The following is an 11,461-nucleotide window of genomic DNA, read 5'->3' on the forward strand; positions in this document are numbered from 1 at the left end:
GTGCAGTTTTCGTGTACTCGACGGTGGGGGTGCTGAGGCCGGGTGGGTTACGGTGTTCGTGGAGGTGCCCGATGGGATACATGATGTACGACAGCAGCACGCAGATCTCCTTCGATGACCGCGTGCTGGCGCACCTCGAGGTCGTCATCGTCTCCAAGCTGCGGCGCAAGGAGTCCTTCGCGCTGAGCTGGCGCGAGTCGCCGGAGAACGGCGACGGCCGCACCACGATCTGGATCGACCCGTCCATCCCGCTCCGCTTCCGCTACAGCGGGTCGCGGCCCCCGACGATCGACCGCGAGTGGATCGAGCACCTGGCCGCGTCGGCCGCGAGCTCCTCCGGCCTGATCGCCCTCGACGAGGACGGCCAGCACGTCACCGGCACCACGCACGAGCGCGGGCTCTAGGGCCGCTCACTCCTCGAGCTGATCGAGCGTGTGCCGGGCGAGCGCGGCCATGCGCGGGTTGTCGTCGGACGACATCGCGAGCGCTGACGCCATCGCGACCGCCCAGCCGCGGGCGCGCCTCCAGGTCGCCCGGTCGGGGGATGCGGGCAGCGCCGCGCGGAACGCCTCCCGGGCGTCCCCGTCGAACGTCAGCCACGCCGTCGCCAGGTCGGTGGCGGGGTCGCCGCTCGTCACATCCCCGAAGTCGACCACGGCGGCCAGCGACCCCGAGTCGCCGATGAGCAGGTTGCCGGGATGGAGGTCTCCGTGCAGCAGCAGGGGCGGGCCGTCCCACACCGCCGCTTCCAGAGCCTCGCGCCAAGCCTGCTCGAGGTGGGCGACCTCCCGGCGTCCGGAGAGCGACCGCAGTCGCAGGCGCACGGCCTCGTCGCGCTCGGCCAGCGGCACGCCGCGCACGGGGTTCCTCGGCGCCTCGGGCGCGGGGACGGCCAGCTCGCCGACGAACCGTGCGAGCGGCTCCGCCAGCCCGGCACGTCCGGCCGCGTCGACGGAGGCGCCGTCGGTCCCCTCGAACCACTCGACCACGCTCCACGGCCAGGGGAACGCCTCCGAGGGCGACCCGACGCGCACCGGCGCGGGCACGGGGACGCCGACCCGCGCGGCGATCGCGGGGAGCATCCGCTGCTCGTGCTCGATCAGGTGCGCGGCGACTTCGCGGCGCGGAACGCGCACGGCCAAGCGGTCGCCGAGGCGGTAGAGCTGGTTGTCCCAGCCGTCCGAGACGAGTCGCAGCTCTCCCGGGAGGTCGGGATGCTGCTCCGCGAGCAGTCGACGGACGAGTCTCTCGTCCGTCACGATGTCGGCCGCAGGGGTGTCGCTCACCGGTCGAACCTAGCAGGATGCCCGCCGCGCCCAGGGCGGCCGGGACGCGGCTGATCGGCCGTCGTGGCCTCGTGGTTCGCAGCAAAGCTGCGTATCGTGGAGAACCACGCCGATTCCGTGCATCCCGCGCCAAACGTGTGCGGGATCTGTGTGAAAGCATGTCCGTCGGAGGTTCCATGACCAAGACGCCCGCCCCGTCCGCCGACCGCATGCACGCGGTCACCCCCGAGACCCGTGAGCTCGTCGACCTGGTGCTCGACTACTCGCGGCGCCGCATCCTGAGCGAGGACACCCCGCTCGACAAGCCGCTGCCCGAGTTCGAGCTGCGCCGGCTCGCCGGGCAGACCGTGTCGGAGACCGGGATCGGCGCCGAGCGCGCGCTCGCCCTCTTCGAGCACGTGCTCGCCCCCGCCTGCATCACCACCGACCACCCGCGGTACCTCTCGTTCATCCCGACCGCTCCGACCAAGGCTGCGACCGCGTTCGACCTGGTCGTGTCGGCCAGCGCCGTCTATGGCGGTTCGTGGCTCGAGGGGTCCGGAGCGGTCTACGCGGAGAACCAGGTGCTCGCCTGGCTGGCGGCCGAGTTCGGGCTTCCGGCCACGGCGGGCGGCGTCTTCGTGCAGGGCGGGACGCTCGGCAACCTGTCCGCGCTCGTCGCGGCTCGCGAGGCCGCCCGCACCGAGCGGGGCAACCCGTCCGGCCGCTGGGTGATCGTGTGCAGCGCCGAGGCGCACTCCTCCATATCGTCGGCCGCGCGGGTGATGGATGTGGACGTGGTCGCGGTCTCGCCGGGCGAGTCCGGCGTCCTCACCGGTGACGCGGTGCGCCCCGCTCTGGAGGAGTACGGCGACGCGGTCTTCGCGGTCGTCGCGACCGGCGGCTCGACGAACTTCGGAATCGTCGACGACATCGCCTCCGTCGCAGCGCTCAAGTCGGAGTTCTCGTTCTGGCTGCACGTCGACGGCGCCTACGGCCTCGCTGGGATGCTCTCCCCGCTCGCGCGTCATCGCTTCGCCGGCGTCGAGCACGCGGACTCCGTGATCGTCGACCCGCACAAGTGGCTGTTCGCTCCGTTCGACGCCTGCGCGCTGATCTACCGCGACCCGGAGGCCGGCCGCCGCGCGCACACGCAGCACGCCGAGTACCTCGACACGCTCACCGAGAACACCGAGTGGAGCCCGTCCGACTACGCGGCGCACCTGACGCGCCGGGCGCGCGGGCTGCCGTTCTGGTTCTCGCTGGCGTCGCACGGGGCCGCCGCGTACCGGGACGCCGTGACGGCATCCATCCGGCTGGCCGAGCAGATCGCCGACGAGATCGAGCGGCGCGACGGGTTCCGCCTGGTGCGGCGCCCGCAGCTCTCCGTGGTCGTCTTCGAGCGCGAGGGGTGGACGAAGGAGGACTACGCCGTGTGGTCCGCCCGCCTGCTGGACGAGCAGCGCGCGTTCGTCACGCCGAGCTCGCACGCCGGCCGGCCGAACACGCGCTTCGCCGTCCTGAACCCGCTGACGACCTTCGACGACCTGGTCGGCATCCTCGACACGATGGAGTGAACGGCAACGCATCAATCGGCAACGCAGAAGCCCCCGTGCCAGACGGCACGGGGGCTTCTACGTTCGAGAGGGAGGGTGTCAGACGATGTCGTCCGACTCGCCCGTCCGGCGCGTCACGCGCTCGCCCGTCGCAGGATCGACGGCCGAGCGGGTGGTGGCGACGGAGGTGCGACGCCGGGTGAGCAGCACGATCCCGATGATGATGCCGATGACGCCGGCGACCATCAGGATGTAGCCCACCAGGTGCAGGTCGATCCAGCCGACCTGGACGTTGAGTGCGAACGCGAGGATCGCGCCCACGACGACGAGGAAGATCCCTGCGCCGAGGCTCATGGCGTCTCCCGGCCTAGACTCGACGGCTTCCGGTGAGCAGTCGCACCAGCCAGACGATCACAGCCAGGACCAGCAGGATGATTCCGACCCAGAGCAGGAAGTTCAGGGACTGCACGAAGCCGCCGGTGAGCAGCAGGATGATGGCGATGATGGCAACGATGATGAGCAGGATGTTCATGGAGAAGTGTCCTTTCCTTGACGCGCTCCACACAACAACTACTTCAATTGCCTAGCAATCCCCTTGACTTCACGTTCGTTTGGGCCTAGCCGTGCGCTCGGACGCGATCCGGTCCACGGTTTGGCGCATCTTCGTGAGAAATCGGGTGACCGTCTCGGCCTCGTCGGCGCTCAACTCGGCGGTCGCGGCGGCGATCTGCTCCTGGGCGGCGGCCAGCAGAGGACCCGTGTCGCCGAGCGCGGCGCGCGTGGGCACCAGCTCCACCGAGCGCTTGTCGATGCGGCTCGGGCGCCGCTCCACGAAGCCCGCCTTCGTCAGCCGGTCGATGAGGAGGGTGGTGGATGCGCTCGACACCCCCAGATAGGCGCTGACGTCCTTGGCGAAGGTCGGACGCCCGGCGGCCGTGTTGTCGAGGATCAGGCGCAGGGCGAGCAGATCGTTCTCGCCGATCCCCATCGCCGACCCGGTGCGCCGCCGCATCGCCGCTTCGGCCGCACGGTAGACCTGCAGCGCCTCGAGCACACCCGTCTCGGGCCGAGGCTCCTCCGGTTCGTGCGTCACTCTTATCAGTCATGCCCAGGATGCGTCCGTATGCAACGGGGGTGGACCTGACTGTCGGCGGATTCACGGACACGGAATGGGCGCGTATGCTCGCGCGGTGGACGAACGAGTGCTCCTCGAGCGGTATGAGCTGCACGACCGGTTGGGTCGGGGCGGGATGGCGACGGTCTTCCGCGCGCTCGACCGGCGGCTGGACCGCGAGGTCGCGGTGAAGGTGTTCGCCAGCGGAACAGCGGTGGACGATGCGCGACGGCGCACCGAGGCGACCATGCTGGGGCGGCTGAGCCACCCGAATCTGGTCGCGCTGCACGATGCGCACCTCGCTGCGGACGGCGACACCACGCCCAGCTTCCTGGTGATGGAGCTCGTCGACGGCGAGGACCTCCGCACGCGCCTGGAGCACGGTCCGCTCGCCCCGCAGGAGGCCGTCGAGGTGGCGGTCGGCATCGCGGAGGCGCTCGTGGTCGTGCACGAAGCCGGCATGGTGCACCGCGATCTGAAGCCCGGCAACATCCTGCTCGCCGAGGCGAGCGTCCCCGGCGGGCAGACCGTCGTGAAGCTCGCCGACTTCGGGATCGCGCACCTCGTCGGCTCGGAGCGCATCACGACGATCGGCACGGTGATGGGGACGGCCGGATACCTCAGTCCGGAGCAGATCTTCGCCGGGGAACCCGGTCCGTCGTCCGACATCTACTCGCTGGGCCTCGTGATGCTGGAGGCGCTGACCGGGGTGCGCGAGTACCCCGGGACGCCGGTCGAGGCCGTGGCCGCACGGGCGGCGCGCGATCCGCGCATCCCCTCGTCGCTGCCGGAGGACTGGCGCGGGCTGCTGGGCGCCATGACCGCGCGCGATCCGCAGCTGCGGCCGACGGCGCTGGAGGTCGCGGTCATGGTGCGGGAGCTGGCGCCGCAGCTGGTGGGGTGGACGCCCGAAGCGCCGGAGGACGTGCCCACGGTCGCGATGCCCACGGTCGGGGCGGAGGCGGTCGGCGGTGCCGCGGTCGCGGCCGAGCGGTCCGGCGGCGCGGCCGCGCTCGGGGCTGAGCCCGAAGCGACCGACGCGACGCGCATCCTGCCCACGACCAGAGCGCGTCGCTCGCGGGCGTCGACGCGGCGCCGGCGCGGCATCGTCGCGACGGGGGCGGTCGCGGGGAGCATCCTGGTCGTCCTGGCGACGCTCGGGCTCGGCAGCATGATGGCGCCGGCGTCGGAGAAGCCCCAGAGCGTCCCGGACACGCCCCGGCCGACGCCGACCGTCGTCGCGCCCGCGTCGACGGTCGCGCCGGTCGAGGCGCCGGCCACGCAGGAGCCGGTGCAACAGGAGCCGGTGCAGCAGCAGGCGCCTGCGAAGCAGGAACCGGCCAAGCAGGAGCCCGCCAAGCCCGGTCCCGGCGGCGGCCCGGGCAAGGGCGGCGGCAAGGGCGGCGGCCCGGACAAGGGCAAGGGCTGACCGCTTCCCGCTGAACCTGCGCACCGGCGAGCCGCGCCCGGGATCCCCGCGAACTTCCGCCGCCGCCGGTTCGCCGGTACTGTCCGGGGTATGCCCGAGCAACCGAGGACCGCCGCCATCGTCGTGAACCCGGTGAAGGTGGATGAGCCCGCGCTGCGCGAGGCGCTCGCCGCCGCCGAGCAGCGGTGGGGGTGGAACGAGACCATCTGGCTCGAGACGACCGAGGACGACCCGGGTGCGGGCCAGACCAAGGAGGCCCTCGAGCGCGGGGCCGACGTCGTGATCGCCGCGGGCGGCGACGGCACCGTCCGGACCGTCGCGGAGGCGCTGCGCGGGAGCGACGTCCCGATCGCCCTGCTCCCCTCGGGCACCGGCAACCTGCTCGCCCGGAACCTGAACCTGACCCTGGATGACGTGGAGAACGCCCTCGACTCCGCCTTCGACGGGGGCGACCGGTCCATCGACATGGGCGTGGTCGAGCTGCGCGACGGCGACGGTCCCACCCGCCGCCACGCATACCTGGTCATGGCGGGCGTCGGGATCGACGCGCGCATGATCGCGGCGACCGACGACGACCTGAAGGCGCGCCACGGGTGGCTGGCCTACGTGAAGGCCATCGGCACGGTGCTGCGCGACAAGAACCAGCTGCGCGTGCGCTACCAGCTCGACAAGACGGGGGTGCACTCCGCGCGCGCCCACACCGTCCTGATCGGGAACTGCGGGTCGCTGCCCGCGAACATCCTGCTGCTGCCGGATGCCGCGGTGGACGACGGCGAGTTCGACATCGTCGTCCTGCGGCCGGAGGGATTCATCGGCTGGCTGCAGATCGTCGTCAAGATCTTCTGGGAGAACGGCGTGCTGCGGCGCACCACGGTCGGCCGGCGCTTCATGGGCGCCGACCGGGAGGTGCGGGCGATGAACTACCTCAAGGGCCGCGAGTTCGTCATGCGGCTGAGCCGGGCGGAGGAGGTGGAGCTGGACGGCGACCTGTTCGGGCGCGCCTCCGCGCTCCGGACGTGGGTCGATCCGTCCAGCCTCACCGTCAAGGTTCCGCGCGAGGACTGAGCCTCAGGCGAGGACTGAGCCTCAGGCGCGAGCCAGCAGCTCCAGCGTGTCCACGACGCGGTTGGAGAAGCCCCACTCGTTGTCGTACCAGGCGACGACCTTGACGTGACGCCCATCCACCCGGGTTAGCGCCGAGTCGAAGATCGACGACGCGGGCTGTCCGGTGATGTCGCTCGACACGAGCGGGTCCTCCGAGTAGTCGAGGATGCCGCGCAGCGCGCCGTCGGCCGCCGTGCGGTACGCGGCGAGCACCTCGTCGCGGGTGACGTCGCGCGCGACCGTGGTGTTGAGCTCCACGATGGAGCCGACGGGGACCGGGACGCGGATGGAGTCGCCCGACAGCTTGCCGTCGAGCTGCGGCAGCACCAGGCCGATCGCCTTGGCGGCACCGGTCGTCGTCGGCACGATGTTGACCGCTGCCGCACGGGCGCGGCGGAGGTCGCGGTGCGGGCCGTCCTGCAGGTTCTGCTCCTGCGTGTACGCGTGGACGGTCGTCATGAAGCCGTGCTCGATGCCCGCGAGGTCGTCGAGCACCGCGGCGAGCGGAGCGAGCGCGTTCGTGGTGCAGGAGGCGTTGGAGACGATGACGTGGCGCTCCGGGTCGTAGGCGTCGGTGTTGACGCCGTACGCCAGGGTGACGTCCGCGCCGTCGGATGGGGCGCTGACCAGCACGCGGCGCGCGCCGGCGTCGAGGTGGGCGCGGGCGGCGTCTGCGGAGGTGAAGCGTCCGGTGGACTCGAGCACGACCTCCACGCCGAGCTCGCCCCACGGCAGGTCGGCGGGCTCGCGCTCGGCGAGCACGCGGATGCGGCGGCCGTCGACGACGAGCGTGTCCCCGTCGACCTCGACGGAGCGTCCGAGCCGGCCCAGCGAGCTGTCGAAGGCGAGGAGGTGGGCGAGGGTCGCCGGGGCGGTGAGGTCGTTCACGGCGACGACCTCGAGGTCGGTGTCGCGCTCGAGGAGGGCGCGGAGGGTGTTGCGGCCGATGCGGCCGAATCCGTTGATGGCGATGCGGGTCATGGGCGTTCCTTTCGTGTTGCCGCATCCATGCTCAAGGATGGGTGACGCGTCAGCCAGTGGCGTGGATGCCATGCTGCGCAAGTATTGCGCCAGACATTTCGCCAGGTGGCGCAAGGATCCCGCCAGCGCCGTGGCGGCGCCGGGCTCACGCCGAGAACGTGTTCCGGTACTCCGTGGGGGACGTGCCGAGGATGCGCTGGAAGTGCAGCCGCAGATTGGCGCCCGTGCCGAGTCCCACTCGGGCGGCGACCTGCTCGACGCCGAGATCGGTGCGCTCCAGCAGTTCGCGTGCCAGGTCGACCCGGGCGCGGAGCACCCACTGCATCGGCGTGTAGCCGGTGTCCTCGACGAAGCGCCGGGAGAACGTCCGGGCCGACACGTTGGCGTTGCGGGCCAGCTGCTCCAGGGTGAGCGGCTCGGCGAGGTGGGCCAGCGCCCACTCCCGGGTGCTGGCGAACACGTCGCCGAGCGGTTCCGGGACGCTGCGCGGCACGTACTGCGCCTGGCCCCCGCTGCGGTACGGGGCGGCGACGAGCCGCCGGGCCACGCGGTTCGACAGCCCGACGCCGTGGTCGCGGCGCACGAGGTGCAGGCAGAGGTCGATACCCGATGCGGCGCCCGCCGAGGTGAGGATGTCGCCCTCGTCGACGAACAGCACGTTCTCGTCGACCTGGACGAGTGGATGCCGCTCCGCCAGCGCCCGCGTGTAGTGCCAGTGCGTGGTCGCGCGCCTGCCGTCGAGCAGCCCGGTCGCGGCCAGGGCGAATGCCCCGGTGGAGATGGCGGCGAGCCGAGCGCCGCGTTCGTGCGCCGCCAGCAGGGCTCCGACGACGGAGGCGGGCGGCTCGGTGGTGGCGGGCGACCGGTAGCCCGGGACGAACACCGTGTCCGCCTCCTCCAGCGCCGACAGCCCCTCGGCAACGTGGTACGAGAGGCCGTCGCCGCCGGTCACCAGCCCCGGCGCCGCGCCGCACACCCGCACCTCGTACGGCATGCTCGGGCGGTGCGAGAAGACCTGCGCCGGGATGCCCACGTCGAGAGGCTTCGCGCCCTCCAGCACCAGCACGGCGACGCGGTGCGACGCGCTCATGACCGGGCGGAGACGATCTGCAGCAGGGCTGCACGCAGCGCGGCGGGGTCGGCGACCGCGGGGAACACGTCGTCCTCCAGCCCACGCACCCCCTCGAACGCTGAGCGGCCCGCGTCGGTGATCGCGAGCACGTGCCGGCGGCGGTCTCCCGGGTCGGGCGTGCGGGTGACCAGGCCCTCGCGGACCAGGCGGTCGACGGTGCGCGACATGGTCTGCGGTTCGACCTGCGCCATCCGCGCCAGGTCCGACTGCGAGTCGAAGCCCAGCTCCAGGAGGTGCAGCACGATCAGCCCGGCGTGCGTCAGGCCGCGCTGCTCCAGCGCCTCGGCCCACGCGCGCTCGACGGCGCGCGAGGCGGCGCCGAGCAGCCGGCCGAGCGGCCAGTTCTCGGGGCGGTGCTCCTCCGCCTCGGCCACGCGCGTGTCCATACCCTCATCGTACGGATGCGGGAGCCGCAACGGTGCGCGCTGCGCGCATCCTGCGCGGTCTCCCCGCTCGCGCTCAGTCGGTTCCGGAGTCGAACGCGGCGCCCTCGGAGCTGAGGTCGATCTCGCGGGAGAGCTCCTCATCCACCGTCTCGACGCCCTCGAGGATCGCGCGGGCGCGTCCCTCCTCGAGTTCGCCCACCAGCGCGCCGGTCGGGCCGCCGATGAGACCGGCGGCGGCGTACTGCTCGAGCCGCGACCGGGAGTCGGCGATGTCGAGGTTGCGCATGGTCAGCTGGCCGATGCGGTCGGCCGGGCCGAAGGCGGAGTTGCCGACGCGCTCCATCGACAGCTTCTCGGGGTGGTAGCTGAGCGCCGGACCCGTCGTGTCGAGGATGGTGTAGTCGTCGCCGCGGCGCAGGCGCAGCGTGACCTCGCCGCTGATCGCGGAGCCGACCCAGCGCTGCAGCGACTCGCGCAGCATGAGCGACTGCGGGTCGAGCCAGCGGCCCTCGTACATGAGGCGGCCGAGGCGGCGGCCCTCGTTGTGGTAGTTCGCGACCGTGTCCTCGTTGTGGATGGCGTTCAGCAGGCGCTCGTAGACGATGTGCAGCAGGGCCATGCCCGGCGCCTCGTAGATGCCGCGGCTCTTCGCCTCGATGATGCGGTTCTCGATCTGGTCGGAGGCGCCCAGGCCGTGGCGGCCGCCGATCGCGTTGGCCTCCAGCACGAGCGCCACCGGGTCGTCGAACTCGACGCCGTTGATGGCGACCGGGCGACCGGCCTCGAAGCGGACCGTCACCGTCTCGGGCGTGACCTCGACGTCGTCGCGCCAGGCGGCGACGCCCATGATCGGGTCGACGATGTCGAGACCGGCGTCCAGCTCCTCCAGGCGCTTCGCCTCGTGGGTGGCGCCCCAGATGTTCGCGTCGGTGGAGTACGCCTTCTCGCTCGGGTCGCGGTACGGGAAGCCGCGCGCGACGAGCCACTCGCTCATCTCGGTGCGGCCGCCGAGCTCCTCCACGAACGCGGTGTCGAGCCACGGCTTGTAGATGCGCAGCCGCGGGTTGGCGATCAGGCCGTACCGGTAGAACCGCTCGATGTCGTTGCCCTTGTAGGTGGAGCCGTCGCCCCAGATCTCGACGCCGTCCTCCATCATCGCGCGCACCAGCATGACGCCGGTGACCGCGCGGCCGAGCGGGGTCGTGTTGAAGTAGGTCTTGCCCGCCGAGCGGATGTGGAAGGCGCCGCACTGCAGCGCGATCAGTCCCTCCTCGACGAGGGCGCGCTTGGCGTCGACGAGCCGGGCGATCTCGGCGCCGTACTCCTTCGCGCGGCCGGGGACCGCGTCGATGTCGGGCTCGTCGTACTGGCCGATGTCGGCGGTGTACGTGCAGGGCACGGCGCCCTTCTCACGCATCCAGGCGACCGCGCAGGAGGTGTCGAGCCCTCCCGAGAACGCGATGCCGACTCGCTCACCGACGGGCAGACTGCTCAGAACCTTGGACACGGCGACCAGCTTACCGGGCGGGGTGCGCGGTCTCGGTGCCGCGGTGGCGCTGGGGCGGTGGCGTTGCGCGGGCGCCGTCGCGTCGCTGCCGTGGCGCCGCCGTGGCGACGCAGTCACCGGCGCACATTCGTGCCGAATGCGCGTCAACGGCCTCGCTGAAGCGACATTCGTGACGAATGTCCCCGGCGGTGCTCGCGGGACGTGCGGTGGTGGGTGCGGAGATTTGTGCCAAATCGTGGTTATGCGGCGCTCATAACCGCGATTTGGCACAAATCGTGAGGCGGCCCGGACCAGGGCGAGGGTCAGCCGCGGCCGTCGGGGGACGGGGTGGGGCACGCAGTGCCGGGCTGCGTCAGCAGCTCGAAGTGCCACGCCTCGTTGGCGTACGCCTGGCACAGTCCCCAGGCGTCGCCGAAGCGGTTGAGGAAGTCCATCGCGCCGGCGTCGGCGATGTCGACCGCCTCGCCGCGCACGTGAGTGGAGTCGCTCCCGCGCCGCACCCACTTCTCCGCCTCCTCCTCGCTGCCGTACTGCGCGACCGCCTGCGCGAACAGGTGCTCCTGGTACCGCTCCGACCTCCAGCCGTCGGCGATGGTGATGCGTGACCCGTCGCCGTCCTGCGCCATCGCCTTCTGCGCCTGCCGCAGCGCATCCAGCAGCCGCGGGTCGAGGCGGTTGACCGCCGGGAGGTCGCTGTCGAGGGGCAGGGAGGTTCCGTCGGGGATGTACCCGTCGTCGTCGGTCAGGCCGGAGACTGAGCCGGAGCCGGAGCCGAAGGCGTGCGAAGCGTCAGGCGCGGTCCCCGGCGCACCGATAGGCCGGGCGAGCGCACCCGCAGAGGCGGTGCATCCCACCAGGGTCGCGGCGAGCAGGAGGGACAGCGCGGCCCCGAGGAGGCGCGGGCGGTGTGCGTGCATGTCTCCACGCTCGCAGCGCGCGGCCGGGCGCCGCGTCCGCCGCGAGGCCCATCCCGGTCCGTCGCGCGAC

At 72.0% G+C, this 11,461-nt stretch carries 13 protein-coding genes; 4 read left to right on the plus strand and 9 right to left on the minus strand.

What is annotated here, in order from left to right; translation table 11 throughout:
• The first annotated feature begins 71 nt into the window (after nucleotides 1-71).
• Complete coding sequence (locus ACTJI1_RS00635; protein WP_310131614.1) at nucleotides 72-404, plus strand: DUF7882 family protein; 333 nt, start codon at nucleotides 72-74, stop codon at nucleotides 402-404.
• Nucleotides 405-410: 6 nt separating this feature from the next.
• On the opposite strand, the gene ACTJI1_RS00640 is transcribed toward ACTJI1_RS00635, so the two are convergent.
• Nucleotides 411-1,286 carry an aminoglycoside phosphotransferase family protein gene (locus ACTJI1_RS00640; RefSeq protein ID WP_440741136.1) on the minus strand — a complete coding sequence of 292 codons (876 nt, stop codon included), beginning with the start codon at nucleotides 1,284-1,286 and terminating at the stop codon, nucleotides 411-413.
• Between the two features lie 158 nt (nucleotides 1,287-1,444).
• Between ACTJI1_RS00640 and ACTJI1_RS00645 the strand changes: the two genes are divergently transcribed.
• Nucleotides 1,445-2,842 carry a pyridoxal phosphate-dependent decarboxylase family protein gene (locus ACTJI1_RS00645; RefSeq protein WP_440741137.1) on the plus strand — a complete coding sequence of 466 codons (1,398 nt, stop codon included), beginning with the start codon at nucleotides 1,445-1,447 and terminating at the stop codon, nucleotides 2,840-2,842.
• Nucleotides 2,843-2,920: 78 nt separating this feature from the next.
• Here ACTJI1_RS00645 and ACTJI1_RS00650 read toward each other — a convergent pair whose 3' ends face one another.
• The 3 genes from ACTJI1_RS00650 to ACTJI1_RS00660 form a co-directional block, all read right to left on the minus strand.
• On the minus strand, nucleotides 2,921-3,175 hold the full coding sequence (locus tag ACTJI1_RS00650; RefSeq protein ID WP_440741138.1) for a DUF6458 family protein: 255 nt from the start codon (nucleotides 3,173-3,175) through the stop codon (nucleotides 2,921-2,923).
• 13 nt (nucleotides 3,176-3,188) lie between these two features.
• Complete coding sequence (locus ACTJI1_RS00655; RefSeq protein ID WP_183080093.1) at nucleotides 3,189-3,353, minus strand: hypothetical protein; 165 nt, start codon at nucleotides 3,351-3,353, stop codon at nucleotides 3,189-3,191.
• A 69-nt stretch (nucleotides 3,354-3,422) separates the two neighbouring features.
• Nucleotides 3,423-3,914 (minus strand): MarR family winged helix-turn-helix transcriptional regulator, encoded by a 492-nt coding sequence (locus ACTJI1_RS00660; protein WP_440741139.1) that lies wholly within the window; start codon nucleotides 3,912-3,914, stop codon nucleotides 3,423-3,425.
• A 97-nt stretch (nucleotides 3,915-4,011) separates the two neighbouring features.
• Between ACTJI1_RS00660 and ACTJI1_RS00665 the strand changes: the two genes are divergently transcribed.
• The gene (locus tag ACTJI1_RS00665; RefSeq protein WP_440741140.1) at nucleotides 4,012-5,364 is read left to right on the plus strand and encodes a serine/threonine-protein kinase; all 1,353 of its coding nucleotides are present in this window, start codon (nucleotides 4,012-4,014) and stop codon (nucleotides 5,362-5,364) included.
• 90 nt (nucleotides 5,365-5,454) lie between these two features.
• On the plus strand, nucleotides 5,455-6,429 hold the full coding sequence (locus ACTJI1_RS00670; RefSeq protein ID WP_310131606.1) for a diacylglycerol/lipid kinase family protein: 975 nt from the start codon (nucleotides 5,455-5,457) through the stop codon (nucleotides 6,427-6,429).
• A 21-nt stretch (nucleotides 6,430-6,450) separates the two neighbouring features.
• Here the strand turns inward: ACTJI1_RS00670 and gap are convergent, their stop codons facing one another.
• The 5 genes from gap to ACTJI1_RS00695 all read right to left on the minus strand — a co-directional run bounded on the left by gap (nucleotide 6,451) and on the right by ACTJI1_RS00695 (nucleotide 11,391).
• Nucleotides 6,451-7,449, minus strand: coding sequence for a type I glyceraldehyde-3-phosphate dehydrogenase (gene gap, locus ACTJI1_RS00675; protein ID WP_310131604.1), 999 nt, complete (start codon nucleotides 7,447-7,449; stop codon nucleotides 6,451-6,453).
• 145 nt (nucleotides 7,450-7,594) lie between these two features.
• Complete coding sequence (locus tag ACTJI1_RS00680) at nucleotides 7,595-8,539, minus strand: GlxA family transcriptional regulator (protein WP_310131602.1); 945 nt, start codon at nucleotides 8,537-8,539, stop codon at nucleotides 7,595-7,597.
• Entirely contained in the window at nucleotides 8,536-8,967 is a 432-nt protein-coding gene (locus ACTJI1_RS00685) for a MarR family winged helix-turn-helix transcriptional regulator (protein WP_440741141.1), read from the minus strand. The genes ACTJI1_RS00680 and ACTJI1_RS00685 overlap by 4 nt, the downstream gene beginning before the upstream one ends.
• 73 nt (nucleotides 8,968-9,040) lie before the next feature.
• Nucleotides 9,041-10,474: an argininosuccinate synthase gene (argG, locus tag ACTJI1_RS00690; protein WP_440741142.1), complete on the minus strand. Its 1,434-nt coding sequence runs from the start codon at nucleotides 10,472-10,474 to the stop codon at nucleotides 9,041-9,043.
• A gap of 302 nt (nucleotides 10,475-10,776) precedes the next feature.
• Nucleotides 10,777-11,391, minus strand: coding sequence for a M15 family metallopeptidase (locus ACTJI1_RS00695; RefSeq protein ID WP_440741143.1), 615 nt, complete (start codon nucleotides 11,389-11,391; stop codon nucleotides 10,777-10,779).
• Between the last annotated feature and the right edge of the window lie 70 nt (nucleotides 11,392-11,461).

This window comes from Leifsonia sp. 22587 (assembly GCF_052044215.1).
Taxonomy (GTDB): Bacteria; Actinomycetota; Actinomycetes; order Actinomycetales; family Microbacteriaceae; genus Leifsonia; species Leifsonia shinshuensis_C.

Excerpts from the sequence above, each read along its gene's own strand:
- ACTJI1_RS00650 (WP_440741138.1), bottom strand. The coding sequence starts at position 3,175 with ATGAGCCTCGGCGCAGGGATCTTCCTCGTCGTCGTGGGCGCGATCCTC.
- ACTJI1_RS00685 (WP_440741141.1), bottom strand. The coding sequence starts at position 8,967 with ATGGACACGCGCGTGGCCGAGGCGGAGGAGCACCGCCCCGAGAACTGG.
- ACTJI1_RS00635 (WP_310131614.1), top strand. The coding sequence starts at position 72 with ATGGGATACATGATGTACGACAGCAGCACGCAGATCTCCTTCGATGAC.
- ACTJI1_RS00680 (WP_310131602.1), bottom strand. The coding sequence starts at position 8,539 with ATGAGCGCGTCGCACCGCGTCGCCGTGCTGGTGCTGGAGGGCGCGAAG.
- gap (WP_310131604.1), bottom strand. The coding sequence starts at position 7,449 with ATGACCCGCATCGCCATCAACGGATTCGGCCGCATCGGCCGCAACACC.
- ACTJI1_RS00695 (WP_440741143.1), bottom strand. The coding sequence starts at position 11,391 with ATGCACGCACACCGCCCGCGCCTCCTCGGGGCCGCGCTGTCCCTCCTG.
- ACTJI1_RS00645 (WP_440741137.1), top strand. The coding sequence starts at position 1,445 with ATGTCCGTCGGAGGTTCCATGACCAAGACGCCCGCCCCGTCCGCCGAC.
- ACTJI1_RS00670 (WP_310131606.1), top strand. The coding sequence starts at position 5,455 with ATGCCCGAGCAACCGAGGACCGCCGCCATCGTCGTGAACCCGGTGAAG.
- ACTJI1_RS00655 (WP_183080093.1), bottom strand. The coding sequence starts at position 3,353 with ATGAACATCCTGCTCATCATCGTTGCCATCATCGCCATCATCCTGCTG.